Consider the following 23,475-nt stretch of genomic DNA (forward strand, 5'->3'; position numbering starts at 1 on the left):
AATAGTCGGACGGCAGATCAAGGCCTGCCCGTCTCGTTGATAAGAACTAACGCGAATCAGAGCAGCACCACGTCATATTGTTCCTGGGAATACATGGTTTCGACCTGGAAGCGAATGGTGCGCCCGATAAAACCCTCCAGCTCGGCTACGTTGCCGGATTCTTCATCCAGCAAACGGTCGACCACCTTCTGGTTAGCCAGGACTCTATAGCCCTCGGCCTGGTAGGCGCGTGCCTCCCGTAAGATTTCCCGGAAAATCTCGTAGCAAACCGTTTCCGGGGTCTTCAACTTTCCGCGCCCCTGGCAACTGCTGCACGGCTCGCACAGCACTTGCTCCAGGCTTTCGCGGGTGCGCTTGCGGGTCATCTGCACCAGGCCCAGCTCGGTGATGCCGATGATGTTGGTCTTGGCGTGATCGCGCTCCAGTTGCTTCTCCAGAGTACGCAGCACCTGGCGCTGGTGCTCTTCGTCTTCCATGTCGATGAAGTCGATGATGATGATCCCGCCCAGGTTGCGCAGGCGCAGCTGGCGGGCGATCGCGGTGGCCGCTTCGAGGTTGGTCTTGAAGATGGTTTCTTCGAGATTGCGATGGCCCACAAAGGCACCGGTATTCACGTCTATAGTGCTCATGGCTTCCGCCGGGTCCACCACCAGGTAACCGCCGGACTTGAGCGGCACTTTGCGCTCAAGGGCTTTCTGGATTTCGTCTTCGACGCCATACAGGTCGAAAATCGGCCGCTCGCCCGGGTAATGCTCCAGGCGATCGGCGATTTCCGGCATCAGCTCGGCAACAAATTGCGTAGTGCGCTGGAAGGTTTCCCGCGAGTCGATGCGAATTTTCTCGATCTTCGGGCTGACCAGGTCGCGCAAGGTGCGCAGGGCCAGGCCGAGGTCTTCGTAGATCACGCTGGGGGCGCCGATGGTCTTGATCTGCGCGCCGATCTGGTCCCACAGGCGACGCAGGTAGCGGATATCCATGAGGATTTCATCGGCACCGGCACCTTCTGCGGCAGTACGCAGGATAAAGCCGCCGGCCTCCTTGATACCTTCCAGCGCCACGCAGTCACTGACCACCTTTTTCAGGCGCTCGCGCTCGGCTTCGTCTTCGATTTTCAGGGAAATACCGACGTGGGCCGTGCGCGGCATGTACACCAGGTAGCGCGAAGGAATCGACAGTTGCGTGGTCAGGCGTGCGCCCTTTGAGCCAATCGGATCCTTGGTGACTTGCACCACCAGGCTCTGCCCTTCGTGCACCAGGGCGCTGATGCTTTCAACCGCAGGGCCTTCGCGCAGGGAGATTTCCGAAGCATGGATAAACGCAGCGCGGTCCAGGCCGATGTCGACGAACGCCGCTTGCATCCCCGGTAACACACGCACGACCTTGCCTTTATAAATATTGCCGACGATCCCGCGCTTTTGGGTGCGCTCGACGTGCACTTCTTGCAGAACACCGTTCTCTACCACCGCCACGCGCGATTCCATCGGCGTGATATTGATCAGAATCTCTTCACTCATGGCTGGGTCTCGTTCAGGCGTTTTCACAATAGTGACCGATCGCTTAAGGCTTGGCGCTGGAATAAGGCGTTTAGCGCACGGTAAGGTTTTGCCAACAGGGTATGCCGAATTGGCCCAGCAGTTCTGCGGTTTCGCAGACCGGCAGGCCAACGACGGCAGAGTAGCTGCCATTGAGTCCGGCGACGAACACCGCCGCCAAGCCTTGGATAGCATAGCCGCCCGCTTTGTCCTGGGGCTCGCCGCTGTGCCAATAAGTGGTGGCTTCGTCCGCTGAAATCCTGCGAAAGCGCACACGACTGCTGACCAGCTGCGTTTCGCAACGCTGGCCGTCAATCAGGGCAATGGCCGTCAAGACTTCGTGTTCACGCTCGGAAAGGGCCAGCAACATGGCCAGGGCGTCGGCTTGATCCACGGGTTTACCGAGGATCCGGCCGTCGAGGATCACGGCTGTGTCCGCGCCCAGCACACAGGCGCCGGTGGCATCGGCCAAGGTCGCTCGACCGGCCGCAGCCTTGCCGCGCGCCAGGCGTTCTACGTAGGACGCGGGCGATTCATTTGTAAGGGGAGTTTCATCAATGGCGGCGCTGACGACGGTGAACGGCACGCCGATCTGTGTCAGCAGCTCACGCCGCCTCGGGGAGCCCGAGGCCAGATAAAGCGAATTCATGCAGACTCTCCCTGTAGGGTTCGATAACCAGGCAGAGCCTCGCGATCCATTCAATTGATTTTATAGCGACGACGCAATCCACGCAGGCCAAAACTGACCCAGGGCCACAACAGCGCGCTGACCAGCGCGGGCAACACCAGCGCCAGGGTCGGTTGGCGGTTGCCGGTCAAGGCGCTGAGCCACAGCTGTACCAACTGCGCCAGGCCGAAGATCACCAGGATCACCAGGCACTGTTGCCACATCGGGAACATCCGCAGGCGCTGCTGCAATGACAGCACCAGGAAGGTAATCAGGGTCAGGATCAACGCGTTCTGCCCGAGCAGGGTGCCGTAGAGCACATCCTCCATCAGCCCCAGGCACATGGCCGTGACCATCCCGACCTTGTGCGGCAGCGCCAGGGCCCAGAACGCCAGCAGTAAGGCGAGCCACAGCGGGCGCAGGATCTCCATGAATTGCGGCAGCGGCGAAACGCTGAGCAGCAAGCCGATGGCAAAGGTCAGCCAGACGATCCAGCCGTTACGCGAATGAGTACCGGCCATTATTCTTCCCTCTGCCGAGTGGTTGCCGGGGCCGCAGCCGGTGGTTTGGCGGCGGCGGGCGGTTTGGCAGCGGCAGGTGTTGCAGCCGCAGGCTTGGCCGGACGCGCGCTATGGGCCACAGGCTTGACCGGTGTCGCAACCGGCGCGGCTGGCGTTGCCGGAGCGGCTGCCGGGGCAGCAGGTGCCGCCGGTTTTGGCACGGTGGCCGGAATGATCGGCGCGGTGCCGTTTTGCTTGTCTTCCGCTTCCTGGGCCTGGGCGGCTTCGTTGGCACGCTCTTCCGGGGTGCGGTTGTCACTGAACACCAGCAACAGGTAACGGCTGCGGTTCAATGCGGCGGTCGGCACGGCACGCACAATGGCGAACGGCTGGCCGGAATCGTGGATCACTTCCTTGACCGTCGCGACCGGGTAGCCTGCCGGGAACCGCTGACCCAGGCCGGAGCTGACCAGCAGGTCGCCTTCCTTGATGTCGGCGGTGTCTGCGACGTGACGCAACTCCAGGCGTTCCGGGTTACCGGTACCGCTGGCAATCGCCCGCAGGCCGTTGCGGTTGACTTGCACCGGGATGCTGTGGGTGGTGTCGGTCAGCAACAGTACGCGAGAGGTATAAGGCATCAACTCCACCACCTGGCCCATCAAGCCACGGGCATCGAGCACCGGCTGGCCGAGGACTACGCCGTCGCGCTCACCCTTGTTGATGATGATGCGATGGGTGAAGGGGTTCGGATCCATACCGATCAACTCGGCCACTTCGACCTTCTCATTGACCAGCGCAGAGGAATTGAGCAACTCGCGCAGCCGAACGTTCTGCTCGGTGAGGGCCGCCAGCTTTTGCATGCGCCCCTGCAGCAGCAGGTTTTCAGTCTTGAGTTTTTCGTTCTCCGCCACCAGTTCGGTGCGGCTGCCAAATTGACTGGCGACACCCTGATAGAGACGCTGCGGCAGGTCAGTGATCCAGTACGTCTGCATCAGGACCAGCGACATCTGGCTACGCACTGGCTTGAGCAGTGTGAAGCGGGCATCGACCACCATCAGCGCAACCGATAGCACAACCAGCACCAACAGGCGCACGCCCAATGAGGGGCCTTTGGAAAAAAGCGGTTTAATAAGCCGCTCCTCCCAGGCAAATGTTTTCTTTATTCATACGGCATCAAACCGGCCTGGATGCAGATTGAAGAAGATAAACGCCAACAGGCAGCACTGCAAAGTGCTGCCTGTGAGCGAAACATGGGCAAACCAGCAAATTCTTATTCGCTGGAGAGCAGGTCCATGGTGTGTTTATCCATCATTTCCAGTGCACGGCCACCGCCGCGGGCGACGCAGGTCAACGGGTCTTCAGCGACGATCACTGGCAAACCGGTTTCCTGGGCCAGCAACTTGTCGAGGTCGCGCAGCAAGGCGCCACCACCGGTCAGTACCAGGCCACGCTCGGCGATATCGGAAGCCAGTTCCGGAGGCGATTGCTCCAGGGCGCTCTTCACCGCCTGAACGATGGTGGCCAGGGACTCTTGCAGAGCTTCCAGCACTTCATTGGAGTTCAGGGTGAAGGCACGTGGGACGCCTTCGGCCAGGTTGCGACCGCGAACATCGACTTCGCGAACTTCGCCGCCCGGGTAAGCGGTACCGATTTCCTGCTTGATGCGCTCGGCGGTGGATTCGCCGATCAGGCTGCCGTAGTTGCGACGCACGTAGGTGATGATCGCTTCGTCGAAGCGGTCGCCGCCAACCCGTACGGATTCGGCATACACCACACCATTGAGGGAGATCAGGGCGATTTCAGTGGTACCACCACCGATATCCACCACCATCGAACCGCGCGCTTCTTCAACCGGCAGGCCGGCACCGATCGCAGCGGCCATTGGCTCTTCAATCAGGAACACTTCACGGGCACCGGCGCCAAGGGCCGACTCACGGATGGCACGACGTTCCACCTGGGTGGACTTGCACGGAACGCAGATCAGCACACGAGGGCTGGGCTGCAGGAAACTGTTTTCGTGAACCTTGTTGATGAAGTACTGCAGCATCTTTTCGCAGACACTGAAGTCAGCAATCACGCCATCCTTCATCGGACGAATGGCAGCAATGTTGCCCGGTGTTCGGCCCAACATGCGCTTGGCCTCGGTGCCAACGGCAACGACACTTTTCTGATTACCATGGGTCCGAATGGCCACAACCGATGGCTCATTCAGGACGATACCGCGCTCGCGCACGTAAATAAGGGTGTTGGCAGTGCCCAGGTCGATGGAAAGATCGCTGGAAAACATGCCACGCAGTTTCTTGAACATGGGAAAGGGACCCTAGGCAACGCGTGGGTAAAAAAGTGCGGCAAACTCTAACAACGACAGGGATTTTGGGCAAGGCGCCAATGTGCTAAATTGGCCGACTTTCTGTGCACCAACCCCCACAATCGCGGCCATATGACCGTAGAAATGCGGTAGTGTTCCTACAATCTAACACACGGATAGCTTCCGTTCTGTTTTCCACTGGAGAATCCCATGGCGCTTGAACGCTCCGACGTGGAAAAAATCGCTCATTTGGCCTGCCTGGGCCTCAATGAAGCCGATCTTCCACAGACCACCGCAGCCCTGAACAGCATTCTCGGGCTGGTCGACCAAATGCAAGCCGTGAATACCGACGGCATCGAGCCCCTGGCTCACCCGCTGGAAGCCAGCCAGCGCCTGCGCGCCGACGTCGTGACCGAGCGCAATAATCGCGAGGCTTACCAGTCCATCGCGCCAGCGGTCGAAAACGGCCTGTACCTGGTTCCGAAAGTCATCGACTAAAGGGAAAGAGCCTGCAATGCATCAATTGACTCTGGCCGAGATCGCCCGCGGTCTCGCCGACAAAAAGTTTTCTTCCGAAGAGCTGACCACGACCCTGCTGGCGCGTATCGCCGAGCTGGACCCTAAGGTCAACAGCTTCATCAGCATCACCGAAGAGCTGGCCCTGAGCCAGGCCAAGGCCGCCGACACACGTCGCGCCAACGGTGAGAACGGCGCCCTGTTGGGTGCGCCGATTGCCCACAAGGACCTGTTCTGCACCCAGGGCATTCGCACCAGCTGCGGCTCGAAGATGCTCGACAATTTCAAGGCGCCCTACGACGCTACTGTGGTCGCCAAGCTGGCCGCTGCCGGGGCCGTGACCCTGGGCAAGACCAACATGGACGAATTCGCCATGGGCTCGGCCAACGAGTCGAGCCACTACGGCGCGGTGAAAAACCCGTGGAACCTCGAGCACGTGCCAGGCGGTTCGTCCGGTGGTTCGGCAGCCGCGGTTGCCGCTCGTCTGTTACCTGCCGCCACGGCCACCGACACTGGCGGCTCGATCCGCCAACCGGCCGCTTTCACCAACCTCACCGGTCTGAAACCGACCTACGGTCGCGTATCCCGCTGGGGCATGATTGCCTATGCCTCCAGTCTCGACCAGGGCGGCCCCCTGGCACGCACCGCTGAAGACTGCGCAATTTTGTTACAAGGCATGGCAGGCTTCGATCCGCAGGACTCCACCAGCATTGATGAACCCGTGCCGGACTACAGCGCCAGCCTGAATACCTCGATCAAAGGCCTGCGCATCGGCGTGCCGAAAGAGTATTTCAGCGCCGGCCTCGACCCGCGCATCGCCGAACTGGTGCACAACAGCGTCAAGGAGCTGGAAAAGCTCGGCGCCGTGATCAAGGAAATCAGCCTGCCGAACAACCAGCACGCGATTCCGGCCTACTACGTGATCGCGCCGGCAGAAGCGTCCTCCAACCTGTCGCGGTTCGACGGCGTGCGCTTCGGCTACCGCTGCGAAAACCCGAAAGACCTCACCGACCTGTACAAGCGCTCCCGTGGCGAAGGTTTCGGCGCGGAAGTACAACGCCGGATCATGGTCGGTGCCTACGCCCTGTCGGCCGGCTACTACGACGCGTACTACCTCAAGGCGCAAAAGATCCGTCGCCTGATCAAGAACGACTTCATGGCTGCCTTTAATGAAGTCGACGTGATCCTCGGCCCAACCACGCCGAACCCGGCCTGGAAGATCGGCGCCAAGACCGGCGACCCGATCGCCGAGTACCTGGAAGACCTGTACACCATCACCGCCAACCTCGCCGGTCTGCCGGGCTTGTCCATGCCTGCAGGTTTCGTCGATGGCTTGCCGGTGGGCGTGCAACTGCTCGCCCCGTATTTCCAGGAAGGCCGCCTGCTCAATGTGGCGCACCAGTACCAGTTGAACACTGACTGGCACACTCGCCCCCCTACCGGCTTCTGAGGAGAACACTATGCAATGGGAAGTCGTGATCGGGCTGGAGATTCATACCCAGCTCGCCACCCAATCGAAGATTTTCTCCGGTAGCGCCACCACGTTCGGCGCAGAACCCAACACCCAGGCCAGCCTGGTAGACCTGGGCATGCCCGGCGTGCTGCCGGTGCTGAACCAGGAAGCGGTGCGCATGGCGGTGATGTTCGGCCTCGCCATCGATGCCGAGATCGGCCAGCACAACGTGTTCGCCCGCAAGAACTACTTCTACCCGGACCTGCCCAAGGGCTACCAGATCAGCCAGATGGAATTGCCGATCGTCGGCAAGGGCTACCTGGACATCCCGCTGGAAGACGGCACCATCAAACGTGTCGGCGTGACCCGTGCGCACCTGGAAGAAGATGCCGGCAAGAGCCTGCATGAAGAATTCAACGGCGCCACCGGCATCGACCTGAACCGCGCCGGCACCCCGCTGCTGGAGATCGTTTCCGAGCCGGACATGCGCAGCGCCAAGGAAGCCGTGGCCTACGTCAAGACGATCCACGCGCTGGTGCGTTACCTCGGGATCTGCGACGGCAACATGGCCGAAGGCTCCCTGCGTTGCGACTGCAACGTGTCGGTGCGGCCAAAAGGCCAGGCCGAGTACGGCACCCGCTGCGAGATCAAGAACGTCAACTCGTTCCGTTTCATCGAGAAGGCGATCAACACCGAAGTACGTCGCCAGATCGAGCTAATCGAAGACGGCGGCAAGGTGATCCAGCAGACCCGCCTGTACGACCCGAACAAAGACGAAACCCGCGCCATGCGCAGCAAGGAGGAAGCCAACGACTACCGTTACTTCCCCGATCCGGACCTGTTGCCGGTGGTCATCGAGGACTCGTTCCTGGCTGACGTGCGCGCCACGCTGCCGGAACTGCCACCGCAGAAACGCGAGCGTTTCCAGGCGCAGTTCGGTCTTTCGGGGTATGACGCAAGCGTGCTGGCGTCGAGCCGCGAGCAAGCCAACTACTTCGAAAAAGTCGTGAGCATTGCCGGCGACGCCAAACTGGCGGCCAACTGGGTGATGGTTGAGCTGGGCAGCCTGTTGAACAAACAGGGCCTGGAAATCGACGAAGCACCGGTGTCGGCCGAGCAACTGGGCGGCATGTTGCTGCGGATCAAGGACAACACCATCTCCGGCAAAATCGCCAAGACCGTGTTTGAAGCCATGGCCGCCGGCGAAGGCAACGCTGACGAGATCATCGAGAAGCGCGGCCTGAAACAAGTCACCGACAGCGGCGCGATTTCGGCCGTGCTCGACGAGATGCTGGCAGCCAATGCCGAGCAGGTTGAACAATACCGTGCGGCGGATGAAGCCAAGCGGGGCAAGATGTTCGGCTTCTTTGTCGGCCAGGCGATGAAAGCCTCCAAAGGCAAGGCCAACCCGCAACAGGTCAACGAACTGCTGAAAAGCAAACTCGAAGGCTAAACGCGGTCGTCTCACTGCGGGAGCCGGCTTGTGTGGGAGCTGGCTTGCCTGCGATAGCATCACCTCGGTGCACCTGCAAGACCGAGGCGCTTGCATCGCGGGCAAGCCCGGCTCCCACATAAGCCGGTTTCCACATCACTTTTGGGGACACCTTGAATGAAGCGTCTACTCGGCCTGTTGGCCCTGTTCTCTCTGCTCGCCGGCTGCGCCAGCGGCCTCATCGACCCCAACGGCTATGACGAAACCGGCTCCGCTTCCTACTACGGCGCCAAACACCACGGCAACCGCACTGCCAGCGGTGAACCGTTCAACCAGAATGCCCTGACCGCCGCCCATCGTCGCCTGCCCTTCGGCACGCAGGTGAAGGTCACCAATCTCAACAACAACAAAAGCGTCGTTGTCCGCATCAATGATCGCGGCCCGCATACCCGTGGGCGCCTGATCGACCTTTCACGCAAGGCCGCCGAACAGATCGGTATGATCGGCAGCGGCACCGCGCGCGTTCGCGTGCAAGCCCTCAGCAACTGACCGACGGAGCCCAGGCCATTTCCGCATTAACCGCCCTCTCGCCCTTTAGCCTGATCGAACTGATCAGCGGCCTGCTGCTGTTGATCTTCGGCGCAGAAGTATTAGTGCGCGCCGCCGTGCGCCTGGCCGCCAGCCTCAAGGTGCGCCCGCTGATCATCGGCCTGAGCATCGTCGCCTTCGGCAGCAGCGCGCCGCAGATGGCGATCAGCTTGCAAGCGACCCTGGCGGACAACACCGACATCGCCGTGGGCAGTGTGATCGGCAGCAGCATCTTCAACACCCTCGTGACCCTTGGCCTGGCAGCCCTGATCATTCCGCTGCGGGTCTCCCGGCAACTGGTACGCCTGGATATCCCGATGATGATCATCGCCAGCCTGCTGGTGTTTGTGCTAGCCGCCAATGAAGAACTCACGCCGATCGATGGCCTGTTACTGCTGGTGGCCCTGGTGGCCTACCTCGGCGTGCTGCTCTACCAGACCCGCCACTCCCGCCGCCCGCGCACCCGGGACACTGTGGTGCAGGCACCGTGGCTGAGCAGCGTGCTGCTGATGCTCGGTGGGCTGTTGATCCTCGTACTGGCCGGGCACCTGCTGCTGGGCGCGGCGGTGGACGTGGCCTCTGACCTGGGCCTGTCGGAACGCATCATCGGTCTGACGCTGATTGGCGTCGGCACTTCCCTGCCCTGCCTGGCCACCTCGCTGATCGCCGCCCTGCGCGGCCAGCGGGAAATTGCCGTGGGCAATGTGATCGGCAGCAACCTGTTCAACCTGCTTGGGGTGCTGGGCTTTACCGCCCTGGTGGCGCCCTCGCCGTTGTCGGTGTCGCCCAATGCCCTGGATTTCGACCTGCCGGTAATGCTCGGCGTGGTCGCCCTGTGCCTGCCGGTGTTTTATTCGGGCTACCGCGTCACCCGGGCCGAAGGCCTGGTATTCCTGGGCCTGTACCTGGTGTACGGACTGCACGTGGTGTCGTTCACCTTCGGCATGCCGCTGGCCAACAAGCTTGAACAACTGATGCTGTATTACGTCCTGCCAGCGCTGGTGGCTTTCCTGTTGTTCACCTCGCTGCAAGCCTGGCGCCGCCAACACAAGAGGGAATCGCAATGACCGAACAGAAAAAGCCCGGCGTTGAAATGCGCCGCCAGGTGATGGGTGATGTGTTTGTCGATCGGGCGCTGGGCAATGCCACGGAGTTCAGCCAGCCGCTGCAGGATTTCGTCAACGAGCATGCCTGGGGCAGCGTGTGGAATCGCGAAGGGTTGCCGCTGAAAACCCGCAGCCTGATCACCCTCGCCGCGTTGACCGCCCTCAAGTGCCCGCAGGAACTCAAGGGCCACGTGCGCGGCGCGCTGAACAACGGTTGCACCGTGGAGGAGATTCGCGAGGCGCTGCTGCATTGTGCGGTGTATGCCGGTGTGCCGGCGGCGATTGACGCCTTCCGCGCCGCGCAGGAAGTGATCGACAGCTACCAGAAAGACGCCTAGATCCAGCCACCCGCCTGCAACACGAAAATCCCGATATTCGTGGTCACCGCCGCCATCAGGGTGGTGATCACGATAATCGCGGCCGCCAGTTCATGATTGCCCTCCGCCGCCCGCGCCATGACAAAACTGGCCGCCGCCGTGGGCGCGCCGAAGTACAGGAACAGAATCCCCAACTCCGGCCCGCGAAACCCCAGCAGCCACGCCCCCAGGGTCGCGATCACCGGCAGCCAGACCATCTTCATCAGGCTGGCACTCAGGGCCATGTCGCCGCTTTTACGCAGCGCCGCCAACGACAACGTGCCACCGATACAGATCAACGCCAATGGTAACGTCATGTCCGCCAGGTACTGCCCGGAGGATTCCAGCCAGCCAGGCAAGCCAATCTGGAAGTACGCGAACGGCGCCGCCGCGATCACGCTGATGATCAACGGGTTGGCCAGCACGCTTTTGAAAATGCTCCACGGGTCGGACTTGATCACCGGGCTGTACACCGCCAGCACAATGGTCGACAGGGTGTTGTAGAACAGGATCACCAGCGCCGCGAGCACCGCGCCAAGGGAAATCCCGTAGTCACCGTACATGCTGGCCGCCAGGGCCAGGCCGATCACCCCGTTGTTACCGCGAAACGCGCCTTGGGCATAGATGCCGCGATCTTCCCGCGGGCATCGAAAGATCGCCCAGCCCCAGGCCAGGGCGAAGCTCAGCAGCGTAGCGACGGCGAAGTAGATCAGCAGGCCCGGCTTGAGGGCTGAATGCAGGTCGGCATGGAGAATCCCGAGGAACAGCAACGCCGGCATGGTGACGTTGAACACCAGGGCCGAAGCGATGTGGATAAAGTTGTCGTTGATCCAGTTGATGCGCTTGAGCAGGACGCCCAGGAACAGCATGGCAAACACCGGCGCGGTGATGTTCAGGGTTTGTAGGAAGATTGCCAGCATGCCGGGGAGAACCTTGGGTGGGCGTCGGTAGGTGGCTAATGATAAGCCAGCATGGCCAGCTTCGTCTGGACTACCGCTTTCGCGAGCAAGCCCGCTCCCACATTTGACCGAGTTCTACCTTTGGAATGCAGTCAAATGTGGGAGCGGGCTTGCTCGCGAAGCAGGCGACTCGGTCTTAAGTAATCGGCGCCGGATTGAACAACGTAATGTCGTTATGCAGCTTGTGCTGCTCCGCCCATGTCTGCTTCTTGCCGCTGGCCACATCCAGGTAGAAGTGGAACAACTCCCAACCCAGCTCCTCAATCGTCGCCCGGCCGGTGGCGATCCGCCCGGCGTCGATATCAATCAGGTCAGGCCAACGCTGCGCCAGCTCCGTCCGGGTCGAGACCTTCACCACCGGCGCCATCGCCAGCCCATACGGCGTGCCACGCCCGGTGGTGAACACGTGCAGGTTCATCCCCGCCGCCAACTGCAACGTGCCGCACACAAAATCACTCGCCGGCGTGGCACAAAAGATCAGGCCCTTGCGATTGAACCGCTCGCCCGGGCCAAGCACGCCATTGATCGCACTGCTGCCCGACTTGACGATGGAACCCAACGACTTCTCGACAATATTCGACAACCCGCCCTTCTTGTTGCCCGGCGTGGTATTGGCGCTGCGATCCGCCTCGCCCTTGGCCAGGTAGCGGTCGTACCAGTCCATTTCCCGCACCAGTTCCCGGGCCACGTCCTGGTTCTCGGCACGGGAAGTCAGCAGGTAGATCGCATCGCGGACTTCGGTCACTTCGGAAAACATCACCGTCGCGCCCGCCCGCAGCAGCAAATCCGAGGCATAACCCAGCGCCGGGTTGGCGGTAATCCCCGAGAACGCATCACTGCCGCCACACTGCATGCCGAGGATCAACTCCGACGCCGGTACGGTTTCCCGCCGGCGCAGGTCGAGTTTCTTCAGGCGGGTTTCGGCCAGTTCCATAATCTGTTCGATCATTTCGGTAAAGCCGTGGCTGGAGTCCTGCAACCGATACAGCCATGGCTCACTCAGGTCTACCGAGCTGTCGTTTTCATGCATCACCTGCCCGGCCTGCAACTTCTCGCAACCCAGGCTGATCACCAGGGCTTCACCGCCCAGGTTCGGATTGCGCGCCAGGTTACGCACGGTGCGGATCGGGATGTAGGCGTCGGTGGCCGTGATCGCCACGCCGCAGCCGTAGCTGTGGGTCAGCGCCACCACGTCATCGACGTTCGGGTACTTGGGCAGCAACTCGTCCTTGATGCGCTTCACCGCATGGTCCAGCACGCCCGTGACGCACTGCACCGTGGTGGTAATCCCGAGGATATTGCGTGTGCCCACGGTGCCGTCGGCATTGCGATAACCCTCGAAGGTAAAGCCTTCCAGCGGCGCCTGGGTCTCGGGCACTTCAGTGGACAGCGGCAAGCTGTCCAGCGGCGGCGCCGTGGGCATGCGCAGTTGATCTTCCTGCACCCAACTGCCGCGGGGAATCGGGCGCAGGGCATAACCGATGGTCTGGCCGTAGCGAATGATGCGGCCGCCTTCGGGGATGTCTTCCAGCGTCACCTTGTGGCTTTGGGGAATGAAATCCACCGTCACCAGGCCGTCGGGAAACTCGGTCCCCGCCGGTACGCCCTGGTCGTTGACCACAATCACCACGTTATCCAGCGCGTGCAAACGGATGGAGCGTGGCGAATCGGCATGTTCAATCAACTGCATGACGCGGGCCCCTTCAGGAATGCGCTTGGGAAAGTTTAGTCAGCTCGGGGCCTTTGGCCGGCGGCTCCTTGAGCACTACACGCTTGATCGGGCCAACGATTACCAGATAGCTGAACACCGCCAGCAATGCGTTGGCACCGACAAACACCAGCGCCCACTTGAAGGAGCCTGTGGTGCTGATGATGTAGCCGATCACGATCGGGGTGCTGATGGAGGCCAGGTTGCCGAACATGTTGAACAAGCCGCCACTCAAGCCAGCGATTTGTTTCGGCGAGGTGTCGGACACCACCGCCCAGCCCAGTGCGCCAACGCCTTTACCGAAGAAGGCCAAGGCCATGAAGCCCACCACCATCCATTCGATGTCCACGTAGTTGCACGCGACAATGCTGCTGGAAATCAGCAAGCCACCAATGATCGGCGCCTTGCGGGCGAAGGTCAGCGAATGGCCCTTGCGCAGCAGGTAGTCGGAAATCACCCCGCCCAACACGCCGCCGATAAAGCCGCAGATCGCCGGCAAGGACGCGATGAAGCCGGCCTTGAGAATCGTCATGCCGCGTTCTTGAACCAGGTACACCGGGAACCACGTCAGGAAGAAATAGGTGATGCCATTGATGCAGTACTGGCCCAGGTACACGCCGAGCATCATTCGGTTGGTCAGCAACTGACGGATGTAATCCCACTTCGGGCCGTCGGTTTTCTTGCCTCTGCCCTTGTCCTGGTCCATGTCGACCATGGCCCCGTTGGCAGCGATGTGCTGGAACTCGGCCTCGTTGATCATCGGGTGCTGGCGCGGGCTGTGGATAACTTTCAGCCAGATCAGCGAGAATACGATACCGATGCCGCCCATCACCACGAACACGTGCTGCCAGCCGAAGGTGTAGACGATCCAACCCATCAGCGGTGCGAACAACACGGTGGCGAAGTACTGCGCCGAGTTGAAGATCGCCGAGGCGGTGCCGCGTTCAGCCGTAGGAAACCACGCCGCCACGATGCGCGCATTTCCGGGGAAGGATGGCGCTTCAGCCAGGCCCACCAGGAAGCGCAACATGAACAGCGCAACGATGGCCGTGGAAACACCGAACTCACCGACATAGCCTTGCAGCACGGTGAACAGTGACCAGGTGAAAATACTCAGGGCGTAGACTTTTTTCGAACCGAATCGGTCCAGCAGCCAGCCGCCGGGAATTTGCCCGGCCACGTAGGCCCAACCGAATGCGGAGAAAATATAGCCGAGGGTGACCGCGTCGATACCGAGGTCTTTTTGCAGGCTGGAGCCGGCGATGGCGATGGTGGCCCGGTCAGCGTAGTTGATCGTGGTCACCAGAAACAGCATGAGCAGAATCAAATAGCGGACATGGGTCGGCTTGGTCGCTTGCATGAAGATGTACTCCCACTAATTATTTTTTTTGCGGGTAATCAAATTGTAAGCCTGTGGCGGGCACGGACCCGCCACAGGATGTTGCCGTTACGAACCGATGTAGCTGGTTTTCACCACGGTGTAGAACTCTTGCGCATAGCGACCCTGCTCACGCGAACCGTAGGATGAACCCTTACGGCCGCCGAATGGAACGTGGTAATCCACACCGGCAGTCGGCAGATTGACCATCACCATCCCGGCCTGGGAATGACGCTTGAAGTGGTTGGCGTATTTCAGCGAGGTGGTGGCGATACCGGCCGAGAGGCCGAACTCGGTGTCGTTGGCCATCGCCAGCGCCGCCTCGTAATCCGCCACGCGCACCACGTTGGCCACCGGGCCGAAGATCTCTTCACGGCTGATGCGCATCGCGGCTTCGCTGTCGGCAAACAGCGTCGGCGCGAGGAAGTAGCCTTCGGTGTCGCAGGTCACCAGCTCACCGCCGCTGACCAGCCGGGCGCCTTCGCTCTGGCCGATGTCGATGTACTTCAAGTCCTGGTCCAGCTGGGCCTGGGAAACCACCGGGCCGATGTCGGTGCCGGTTTTCAGGGCGTGGCCGACCTTGATCGACTTCATCCGCTCGGCCATGGCCGCGACGAACTGGTCGTGAATCCCGGCGGTGACGATAAAGCGGCTGGACGCGGTGCAACGTTGGCCGGTGGAGTAGAACGCGCTCTGCACCGACAGCTCGACGGCTTGCTTGAGGTCGGCGTCGTCGAGAATGATCTGCGGGTTCTTGCCGCCCATTTCCAACTGCACCTTGGCCTGGCGCGACACGCAGCTGACGGCGATCTGACGACCCACGCCCACCGAGCCGGTGAAGCTGATGCCGTCGACTTTCGGGCTGTTGACCATGGCATCGCCGACCACACGGCCGCTGCCCATCACCAGGTTGAACACACCGGCAGGGAAGCCGGCGCGGGAGATGATTTCGGCCAGGGCCCAGGCGCAGCCCGGTACCAGTTCAGCCGGTTTGAGCACCACGCAGTTGCCGTAGGCCAGGGCCGGGGCGATCTTCCAGGCCGGGATGGCAATCGGGAAGTTCCACGGCGTGATCAGGCCAACCACGCCCAACGCCTCACGGGTCACTTCAACGTTGACGCCCGGACGCACCGACGGCAGGTAGTCGCCGGACAGGCGCAGGCATTCACCGGCGAAGAATTTGAAGATGTTACCGGCGCGGGTCACTTCGCCGATGGCTTCCGGCAGGGTCTTGCCCTCTTCCCGGGCCAGCAGGGTGCCGAGTTCTTCACGACGGGCGAGGATTTCGGTGCCGACTTTATCCAGCGAATCATGACGCGCCTGGATCCCGGAAGTGGACCACGCCGGAAAAGCAGCGCGCGCAGCGTCGATGGCCGCGTGGACCTGGGCGAGGTCAGCCTTGGCGTATTCGCCAATGACATCAGACAACTCCGACGGATTGATGTTGGCCGAGTAGTCGGCGCCGGCAACCCACTGGCCACCGATGTAGTTTTCAAAACGCTTGGCTTGGGACACGAATTCTCTCCTGACGCAAAAAGCCGCTGATTACTCAGCGGCCTTGGTGATGGGTTATTGCGCGCCTTGCTTGTCGATCAACGCGGCCAGGGCTTCGTATTCTTCCGGCAGCAGATCGGTCAGCGGCGTACGCACGGGGCCAGCGTCGTAACCGACGATTTTCGCCCCGGCCTTGACGATGCTCACCGCGTAACCGGCCTTGCGGTTACGGATGTCGAGGTACGGCAGGAAGAAGTCGTCGATGATCTTGCCGACGGTGGCGTGATCTTCCCGGGCAATGGCGTGGTAGAAATCCATCGCGGTTTTTGGAATGAAGTTGAACACCGCCGAGGAGTACACCGGCACGCCCAGGGCCTTGTAGGCAGCGGCGTAAACCTCTGCAGTCGGCAAGCCGCCCAGGTAGCTGAAACGGTCACCGAGGCGACGACGGATCGACACCATCAATTCAATGTCACCCAGGCCGTCCTTGTAACCGATCAGGTTCGGGCAGCGCTCGGCCAGGCGTTCCAGCAGCGGCGCGGTCAGGCGGCAGACGTTGCGGTTGTAGACCACTACACCGATCTTGACCGACTTGCACACCGCTTCAACGTGGGCGGCAACCCCGTCCTGGCTGGCTTCGGTCAGGTAGTGCGGCAGCAGCAACAGGCCTTTGGCGCCCAGACGCTCGGCTTCCTGGGCGTACTCGATGGCCTGGCGGGTGGCACCGCCGACACCGGCAAGAATCGGCACGCTGGTGGCGCAGGTATCAACGGCGGTTTTCACCACTTGCGAATATTCGCTGGCCGCCAGGGAGAAAAACTCACCGGTGCCGCCAGCGGCGAACAAGGCGGTAGCGCCGTAAGGGGCCAGCCATTCCAGACGCTTGATGTAGCCCGCCTGGTGGAAATCACCCTGGGCATTGAAATCGGTCACCGGGAAAGACAGCAGACCGTGAGAGAGGATGGACTTCAGTTCTTGTGGATTCATTATTCGAACACCCTGGGCGAAGACTTTCTGTTGTGAGATTACGGATGGTTATCTTGATGTCGTACGTCATCGTACAACTATAAAAATATTCGTCAACTGCAATTCATCGCCGCCCTTCTAGATTGCTGCTTTCTTGACGTAGGAAGTTTTTCCTCTATGCTCGGGATAACTGTATATACGTACAGTTATTACGGAAGAATCCTACGACATAGCAAGGAGCTAACATGTCAGATCTTGAACTCGCCACACCTGTGAAAACCCCGCCAACCCTGCGTTTTGAAGGCGGCGAACACACCGCCATCGGCGACGACACCCTGTTGCGTTTCGTCAAGGACGCCCCGCCGATTCCCGCCCGGCAGGTCGAATTGCACCTGCCCAATGGCCTGGCGCTGAGCTACGGCCAGATCATCGCCCTGGGCGGTGATTTCTATGGCATCCCCGGGCGCCCCATCAACGAAGGCACATCGCCCGCTGATCGTGTGCAGCGCTTTACCGATGCATTCAACTCGCTGGCGGTATTGCCAGCATCACGGGAAGAAGCGGGCAAGATCCTGGCGGTGATGCAAAAGGAGATCAATGCGGTCAACCAGGCGATCAAGGACGGCAAGCAACCCCATGAAGCCTATGACGCGCTGGGTGACACCTTGTCCGAGGAATGGAACCGCATCACCGGCGGCGGCAGTGCTGTCTCGGCACTGATTCCACTGGGGCGCTACCTGAAACTGGCGGCAGACAATGCCGACCACTTTGGCGAATGGGCTTTGGCGGCCTATCTGGCGGGGCATACGGCAGCCTTGCAACAAGCCGTCGTGGCGCATCAGACCGGCACCGACCAGGCGCTGGAACTGGCCTATGCCATGAACAGCTTTGCTGATCACTTTTTGACCGATCTATTTTCCGCCGGGCACCTGCGGGTACCGCGCAAGCAACTGGCGGCGGTGGTAACACCGGGTGAACTGGGCTCGCTGATCAGCCGCTTCATGCACGATGAAGACAGCAAGTTCGGGCTCAATGTGCGCAACGCCCTGGGCGAGCAGTGGCATGCCTACGGTGATAAACGCTATTTCGACAGCAACGATGCGGCCAACCGCGCCATGGTCAAACGCGCCGTGCAGGCCTCGGCCGATGAGATCTTCGAAACGTTTATCAGCGGCATGGCGCCCTCCCCGGCCAACTTCAAGGCACCGCTGTATGTGCCGGACCTGAACGCCGCGCAGAACCCGGCGAACAACTTCTCACCGCTGTTCAAGGCTGAAGGCGACAAGGTGCTGCGACGCAAGGACGTCAACAACCTGAACGACAAGCAGTGGACCAATGACTGGTGGGGTTGGAGCACGTATCTGCTGCTCAAGGACTACACGCCGAATCAGCCGGCCTGAAAGACGTGAGTTAAGCCTCGCGCACTAACCTGTGGCGAGGGAGCTTGCTCCCGTTGGGCTGCGAAGCAGCCCCGGCAAGAACACGGGGTTCTTTCAGACAGAACTCGGGGCAATGGATTTGGGGCCGCTGCGCGGCCCAACGGGAGCAAGCTCCCTCGCCACAATGGGCTTTCAAGCCACACGCTTACGTCCAGCCTGGAATCAACCGCGCTGCGCTTCCGCCTCTTCATGGGCATGGCGCAGCCGCTCACGGCTGTTGGTCAGGTGCAACCGCATGGCCGCCCGCGCCGCGTCCGAGTCCTGGCGCGCGATCGCCTCATAGATCTCTTCGTGTTCGCGGCTCAGGCGGCTCATGTAGTGCTGCTGGTCATCATGGGCCAGGCGCGCTGAATTCAGCCGCGTGCGCGGAATGATGCTGGTCCCCAGGTGGGTCATGATGTCGGTGAAGTAGCGGTTGCCGGTGGACAGGGCAATCTGCAGGTGGAACTGGAAGTCCGACGCCACCGCATCACCGGCGTGGGCCGCACTTTCGTTAAGGGCATCGAGGGCAGCACGCATGCCGGCCAATTGCTCGTCGCTACGGCGCTGGGCGGCGAGCCCGGCAGACTCCACTTCCAGGCTGATCCGCAGTTCAAGGATGGCCAGCACATCACGCAGGGTGACGACAGTGGCCGGATCAATCCGGAAACCGCTGGGGCTTGGCGTATCCAGTACAAAAGTGCCGATGCCATGGCGGGTTTCTACCTGCCCGGCGGCCTGCAATCGCGAGATGGCTTCACGCACCACGGTGCGGCTGACCCCATGGGCGTCCATGATCGCCGACTCGGTGGGCAGTTTGTCGCCACGTTTGAGTTGGCCGTCGCGGATCTGCTCGGACAACACCGTGACCAATTCCTGGGCAAGGCTGCGGCGCTTGCGGGGAAGACGAGGGGCGGCGCTGGAGTTTTCCATGATGAATCATCTATCTCGGCGATCTGAAGCACGCATGATAGCCCATGGCGGTTGTACGATCACCGTCCTGTCATGACTTTCATCTATAACCGCCGGGGTTTTCGCCAGGCAAAAAAATGCCCCGGCATCGCCGAGGCATTTTCAACGCTGGCCCGAGGGCCCGCGCCTTGTTACTTCACCACTTTCAGACTCGGCCGACCGCTTGGACGCGGCGGCTCGGAATCCGGCGGCGGCACATCATCTTCGCCTTCGAGCTCGATCGCTTCGTCATCCTCAAGGGAAGACTCCAGATCAAACACCATGCCCTGGCCATTTTCCCGGGCGTAGATCCCGAGGATGGCACCGATGGGCACGAACAGCGTATGCGGCACACCGCCGAAACGCCCTTCAAAGCTGACCGCTTCATTGTCCATGTGCAGGTGTCGCACGGCACTGGGTGAAACGTTCAGGACGATTTGTCCGTCACTGGCAAAACCTTGCGGTACCTGAACCGCGGGAAACTCGGAATTGACCAGCATGTGCGGGGTGCAATCGTTGTCCACTATCCACTCATAGAGCGCGCGGACCAGGTAAGGTCGACTGGAGTTCATCAACGGCTCCTTAAGCCTTAGCGCATATCGCGTTCGACACCAGACAGACTCGCCTGGAAAGCCTCACGCGCAAACTGGCGCTCCATGTAGTCAAGCAGCGGCTTGGCAGGCCGCGGCAGTTCTATGCCCAAAATCGGCAAGCGCCAGAGTATGGGTAATAGGCAGCAATCCACCAGACTTTGTTCCTCGCTGAGGAAAAAAGGTTTGTCGGCAAACAACGGCGAAACACCGGTCAGGCTCTCGCGCAATTCCTTGCGCGCCTGAACCCGGGCCGCTTCCTTGCTGCGTGAATCCAGAATCAGGTCCACCAGGCCACACCAGTCACGCTGGATCCGATGGATCAGCAGGCGGCTGTTGGCACGCGCCACCGGATACACCGGCAGCAACGGTGGATGGGGATAACGCTCATCCAGGTATTCCATCACCACGGTTGACTCCCACAACGCCAGGTCACGATCGACCAGGGTGGGCAAGCTGCCGTAAGGGTTCACTTCGATCAGTTTCGGCGGGTGACGTCCCACCTCCACACTGATGATCTCTGCGCTGACACCCTTCTCTGCGAGCACGATGCGTACTCGGTGGGAATAGTGGTCGGCGGGGTCGGAGTAACAGGCCAACCGATTGGTCACGCCCATGGCGGTCCTCCTCGCTTGTTGAAATTATCGGAAGCTCAAAAACGAGCGCGCCCAGTGAGCATCTCCGTGACGCCTGGATAAACCAGACTTACCTTCAGAGATGCCGCTGGGCGCGCAAGATTAACAGCAATTACTTACGGTTGGATCAATGCACATCCTTCCAGTATTCGCGTTTCAGCAGATAGGCGAACACGAAGAAGAAGGCCAGGTACAGCAACACATAGGTACCAATGCGCTGATGCTGCAGCTTCACTGGGTTGGCCGAGTAGGCCAGGAAGGTCACCAGATTCTTGACCTTCTCGTCGAACTGCTCTTCGTTCAGCGTGCCGGTCTTCGGCACTATGGTCAGCTGATCGCACGCTTCATGAGTCAAAGGCGTACCGGTGAGCGGATCATACTGCTTCTTGCCGTCTTCGACGATTTGTACTTGCTTGCATCCTACCACTTGGCGGCCTTGCAGGCCGACCAGAACGTTAGGCATACCGACGTTCGGGAACACTTTGTTGTTCACGCCGTAGGGACGCGTCGGGTCTTCATAGAAGGATTTCAGGTAGCCATAGAGCCAATCGGTGCCACGCACACGGGCCACCAGGGTCAGGTCGGGCGGTGCAGCCCCGAACCAGGTCTTGGCGTCGGCCGGTTGCATGCCTATGGTCATGTGGTCGCCGATCTTCGCCCCGGTGAACACCGAGTGGCTCAGCATCACGTCATGGGGAATGCCCAGGTCGTCGGCCACTCGCTCGTAACGCTGGAACTTGGCGCTGTGGCAGCCCATGCAGTAGTTGGTGAACGTACGCAGCCCGTCCTGCATTGCGGCTTTGTCCGACACGTCGATGTCGACTTTTTCCAGCTCTGGGCCGTGTTCAGCGGCGAAAGACAGCAGCGGCAGGGCCGCAAGAATGAATGCAACGAATAATTTTTTCATCAGCCAGTCACCCTTTCCGGTACCGGTTTGGTCTTCTCGAGCCGGGTGTAGAACGGCATCAGAATGAAGTAGGCGAAGTACAGGAAGGTGCAGACCTGCGACAGCAACGTACGCTCCGGGGTCGGCGCCAGTACGCCCAGTACACCCAGGATCACGAACGCAATGCAGAACACCCACAGCCAGATCTTGCTCAGCCAGCCCTTGTAGCGCATGGACTTGACCGGGCTACGGTCGAGCCACGGCAGCACGAACAGCACCGCAATCGCCGCGCCCATGGCGATAACGCCCATGAGTTTGTCGGGAATCGCCCGCAAGATCGCGTAGAACGGAGTGAAGTACCAGACCGGGGCAATGTGTTCCGGGGTCTTGAAGGCGTTCGCCTGTTCGAAGTTCGGTTTCTCGAGGAAATAACCGCCCATCTCCGGGAAAAAGAACACGATCGAGCAGAAGATGAACAGGAACACCACCACACCGACGATATCTTTCACGGTGTAGTACGGGTGGAACGGAATGCCGTCCAGTGGTACGCCGTTTTCGTCCTTGTGCTTCTTGATATCCACGCCGTCGGGGTTGTTCGAACCCACTTCGTGCAACGCCAGGATGTGCAGCACTACCAGGCCCAGGATCACGATCGGCAAGGCCACCACGTGCAAGGCGAAGAAGCGGTTCAGGGTGATCCCGGAGATCAGGTAGTCACCGCGAATCCACTGGGTCAGGTCGTTGCCGATGACCGGGATCGCACCGAACAGCGAGATGATCACCTGGGCGCCCCAATAGGACATCTGGCCCCACGGCAGCAGGTAGCCCATGAAGGCCTCGGCCATCAGCGCCAGGTAGATCAGCATGCCAAACACCCACACCAGCTCGCGAGGCTTCTGGTACGAGCCGTAGAGCAGGCCACGGAACATGTGCATGTAGACGACGATGAAGAACGCCGAGGCGCCGGTGGAGTGCAGCAGACGCAGGATCGAGCCGTACTCGACGTCGCGCATGATGTATTCGACGGAGGCGAAGGCTTCTTCGGCCGACGGCGTGTAGCTCATCGTCAGCCAGACACCGGTAACGATCTGATTGACCAGTACCAGAAGTGCCAGGGAGCCAAAGAAATAGAAGAAGTTGAAATTCTTCGGTGCGTAGTACTTGCTGAGGTGGTCTTCCCACATCTTGGTCGCGGGGAAGCGCGCATCCACCCAATCCATGAACTTGCTCATCAGGCTTTCTCCCCCTCGTCGACGCCAATGACAATGACACTGTCAGTCTCGTAGTGATGTGGCGGAACTGGCAGGTTCAGTGGTGCAGGTTGTGACTTGTAGACGCGGCCAGCGAGGTCGTAGTGAGAACCGTGGCACGGGCAGAAATAGCCTCCGACCCAGTCCTTGCCCAGGTCCGCAGGCGCCACTTCCGGGCGGAAGGTGGGAGAACAACCCAAGTGGGTGCAGATACCGATCAGCAGCAGAATTTCCGGCTTGATCGAGCGAATTTCCTTATCGACGTAAGCGGGTTGATCGGAATTCTTCGAGTCGGGGTCGGACAGCTGGCCCTCGATCTTCTTCAGATTTCCCAGGATTTCCTCGGTACGACGAACGATGAACACTGGCTGACCGCGCCATTCAGCAATCATTTGCTGGCCTGGATCGATCTTGCTGACATTCACCTTCACCGGTGCACCTGCGGCTTTCGCCTTGGCACTGGGAAACCATGACCCCACGAACGGGACCGCAGCCCCCACCGCTCCTGCAGCACCCACCACGGATGTGGCTGCTACCAAGAAGCGACGCCGGCCTGCATTCACGCCGTCATTGCTCATTCAGTCCTCTCCCATCAGCTTTGTGGCCTGTTAAATCAGGCGTCTACTAAGTGTTAAATCTGAACTTATAAAAATTTTGCCGAATGGTAATGAAAAGCCCCACGTCTGACAAGGTAATTACCCCCAGCACTGGCTCCAAGCCTTTGAGTATAGGGGCTCTACGGATGTGGCAAGTTGTCACACAGATTTTTTTACATAAATAGC

The 23,475-nt window shown here is 60.5% G+C and carries 23 protein-coding genes; 7 read left to right on the forward strand and 16 right to left on the reverse strand.

Annotation, left to right across the window (positions count from 1 at the left end):
- Positions 1 to 56 precede the first annotated feature (56 nt).
- The 5 genes from rng to mreB all read right to left on the reverse strand — a co-directional run bounded on the left by rng (position 57) and on the right by mreB (position 5,007).
- Entirely contained in the window at positions 57 to 1,514 is a 1,458-nt protein-coding gene (gene rng, locus QF039_RS23800; protein ID WP_003216085.1) for a ribonuclease G, read from the reverse strand.
- A 70-nt stretch (positions 1,515 to 1,584) separates the two neighbouring features.
- A complete protein-coding gene (locus tag QF039_RS23805; RefSeq protein WP_003216083.1) occupies positions 1,585 to 2,181 on the reverse strand; it encodes a nucleoside triphosphate pyrophosphatase in 597 nt (198 codons plus the stop codon).
- Positions 2,182 to 2,231: 50 nt separating this feature from the next.
- Positions 2,232 to 2,720, reverse strand: a complete 489-nt coding sequence (mreD, locus tag QF039_RS23810) for a rod shape-determining protein MreD (RefSeq protein ID WP_003216081.1) — start codon at positions 2,718 to 2,720, stop codon at positions 2,232 to 2,234.
- The gene (gene mreC, locus QF039_RS23815) at positions 2,720 to 3,829 is read right to left on the reverse strand and encodes a rod shape-determining protein MreC (RefSeq protein WP_080673268.1); all 1,110 of its coding nucleotides are present in this window, start codon (positions 3,827 to 3,829) and stop codon (positions 2,720 to 2,722) included. Before mreC ends, mreD begins: the two co-directional genes overlap by 1 nt.
- 140 nt (positions 3,830 to 3,969) lie before the next feature.
- Positions 3,970 to 5,007 (reverse strand): rod shape-determining protein MreB, encoded by a 1,038-nt coding sequence (mreB, locus tag QF039_RS23820; protein ID WP_002555108.1) that lies wholly within the window; start codon positions 5,005 to 5,007, stop codon positions 3,970 to 3,972.
- A 210-nt stretch (positions 5,008 to 5,217) separates the two neighbouring features.
- Here mreB and gatC point away from each other — a divergent pair, with 210 nt between their 5' ends.
- The 6 genes from gatC (at position 5,218) to QF039_RS23850 (ending at position 10,440) form a co-directional block, all read left to right on the forward strand.
- Entirely contained in the window at positions 5,218 to 5,505 is a 288-nt protein-coding gene (gene gatC, locus QF039_RS23825) for an Asp-tRNA(Asn)/Glu-tRNA(Gln) amidotransferase subunit GatC (protein WP_003216077.1), read from the forward strand.
- Between the two features lie 16 nt (positions 5,506 to 5,521).
- Positions 5,522 to 6,973 carry an Asp-tRNA(Asn)/Glu-tRNA(Gln) amidotransferase subunit GatA gene (gene gatA, locus QF039_RS23830; RefSeq protein ID WP_307521030.1) on the forward strand — a complete coding sequence of 484 codons (1,452 nt, stop codon included), beginning with the start codon at positions 5,522 to 5,524 and terminating at the stop codon, positions 6,971 to 6,973.
- Between the two features lie 10 nt (positions 6,974 to 6,983).
- Positions 6,984 to 8,429 carry an Asp-tRNA(Asn)/Glu-tRNA(Gln) amidotransferase subunit GatB gene (gene gatB, locus QF039_RS23835; protein ID WP_307521032.1) on the forward strand — a complete coding sequence of 482 codons (1,446 nt, stop codon included), beginning with the start codon at positions 6,984 to 6,986 and terminating at the stop codon, positions 8,427 to 8,429.
- A gap of 156 nt (positions 8,430 to 8,585) precedes the next feature.
- Positions 8,586 to 8,957, forward strand: coding sequence for a septal ring lytic transglycosylase RlpA family protein (locus tag QF039_RS23840; protein ID WP_307521036.1), 372 nt, complete (start codon positions 8,586 to 8,588; stop codon positions 8,955 to 8,957).
- A 59-nt stretch (positions 8,958 to 9,016) separates the two neighbouring features.
- Positions 9,017 to 10,063 carry a calcium/sodium antiporter gene (locus QF039_RS23845; RefSeq protein ID WP_032899620.1) on the forward strand — a complete coding sequence of 349 codons (1,047 nt, stop codon included), beginning with the start codon at positions 9,017 to 9,019 and terminating at the stop codon, positions 10,061 to 10,063.
- The gene (locus QF039_RS23850) at positions 10,060 to 10,440 is read left to right on the forward strand and encodes a carboxymuconolactone decarboxylase family protein (protein ID WP_003216068.1); all 381 of its coding nucleotides are present in this window, start codon (positions 10,060 to 10,062) and stop codon (positions 10,438 to 10,440) included. The genes QF039_RS23845 and QF039_RS23850 overlap by 4 nt, the downstream gene beginning before the upstream one ends.
- Here QF039_RS23850 and QF039_RS23855 read toward each other — a convergent pair.
- The 5 genes from QF039_RS23855 to kdgD form a co-directional block, all read right to left on the reverse strand.
- Positions 10,437 to 11,378, reverse strand: a complete 942-nt coding sequence (locus QF039_RS23855) for an AEC family transporter (protein ID WP_003216066.1) — start codon at positions 11,376 to 11,378, stop codon at positions 10,437 to 10,439. The two genes, QF039_RS23850 and QF039_RS23855, sit on opposite strands and share 4 nt — an antisense overlap.
- A gap of 175 nt (positions 11,379 to 11,553) precedes the next feature.
- Positions 11,554 to 13,107, reverse strand: a complete 1,554-nt coding sequence (garD, locus tag QF039_RS23860) for a galactarate dehydratase (RefSeq protein ID WP_177020453.1) — start codon at positions 13,105 to 13,107, stop codon at positions 11,554 to 11,556.
- Between the two features lie 13 nt (positions 13,108 to 13,120).
- A complete protein-coding gene (locus QF039_RS23865; protein WP_167662905.1) occupies positions 13,121 to 14,485 on the reverse strand; it encodes an MFS transporter in 1,365 nt (454 codons plus the stop codon).
- Positions 14,486 to 14,572: 87 nt separating this feature from the next.
- Complete coding sequence (locus tag QF039_RS23870; RefSeq protein WP_003216060.1) at positions 14,573 to 16,018, reverse strand: aldehyde dehydrogenase family protein; 1,446 nt, start codon at positions 16,016 to 16,018, stop codon at positions 14,573 to 14,575.
- A 54-nt stretch (positions 16,019 to 16,072) separates the two neighbouring features.
- Entirely contained in the window at positions 16,073 to 16,984 is a 912-nt protein-coding gene (gene kdgD, locus QF039_RS23875; protein ID WP_003216058.1) for a 5-dehydro-4-deoxyglucarate dehydratase, read from the reverse strand.
- 224 nt (positions 16,985 to 17,208) lie between these two features.
- Between kdgD and QF039_RS23880 the strand changes: the two genes are divergently transcribed.
- Complete coding sequence (locus tag QF039_RS23880; protein ID WP_102369912.1) at positions 17,209 to 18,363, forward strand: phospholipase; 1,155 nt, start codon at positions 17,209 to 17,211, stop codon at positions 18,361 to 18,363.
- Between the two features lie 201 nt (positions 18,364 to 18,564).
- On the opposite strand, the gene QF039_RS23885 is transcribed toward QF039_RS23880, so the two are convergent.
- From QF039_RS23885 to petA, 6 genes are all read right to left on the reverse strand, one after another.
- Positions 18,565 to 19,314 carry a FadR/GntR family transcriptional regulator gene (locus QF039_RS23885; RefSeq protein WP_008437251.1) on the reverse strand — a complete coding sequence of 250 codons (750 nt, stop codon included), beginning with the start codon at positions 19,312 to 19,314 and terminating at the stop codon, positions 18,565 to 18,567.
- 170 nt (positions 19,315 to 19,484) lie between these two features.
- A complete protein-coding gene (locus QF039_RS23890; protein WP_003216051.1) occupies positions 19,485 to 19,904 on the reverse strand; it encodes a ClpXP protease specificity-enhancing factor in 420 nt (139 codons plus the stop codon).
- A gap of 17 nt (positions 19,905 to 19,921) precedes the next feature.
- The gene (locus QF039_RS23895; protein ID WP_003216049.1) at positions 19,922 to 20,539 is read right to left on the reverse strand and encodes a glutathione S-transferase N-terminal domain-containing protein; all 618 of its coding nucleotides are present in this window, start codon (positions 20,537 to 20,539) and stop codon (positions 19,922 to 19,924) included.
- Between the two features lie 145 nt (positions 20,540 to 20,684).
- The gene (locus QF039_RS23900) at positions 20,685 to 21,464 is read right to left on the reverse strand and encodes a cytochrome c1 (protein ID WP_003216044.1); all 780 of its coding nucleotides are present in this window, start codon (positions 21,462 to 21,464) and stop codon (positions 20,685 to 20,687) included.
- Positions 21,464 to 22,675, reverse strand: coding sequence for a cytochrome bc complex cytochrome b subunit (locus tag QF039_RS23905; protein ID WP_003216042.1), 1,212 nt, complete (start codon positions 22,673 to 22,675; stop codon positions 21,464 to 21,466). The genes QF039_RS23900 and QF039_RS23905 overlap by 1 nt, the downstream gene beginning before the upstream one ends.
- Positions 22,675 to 23,271, reverse strand: coding sequence for a ubiquinol-cytochrome c reductase iron-sulfur subunit (gene petA, locus QF039_RS23910; protein WP_003216040.1), 597 nt, complete (start codon positions 23,269 to 23,271; stop codon positions 22,675 to 22,677). Before petA ends, QF039_RS23905 begins: the two co-directional genes overlap by 1 nt.
- Positions 23,272 to 23,475 lie beyond the last annotated feature (204 nt).

Origin of the sequence: Pseudomonas sp. W2I6, from assembly GCF_030815935.1 — a bacterium.
Taxonomy (GTDB): domain Bacteria; phylum Pseudomonadota; class Gammaproteobacteria; order Pseudomonadales; family Pseudomonadaceae; genus Aquipseudomonas.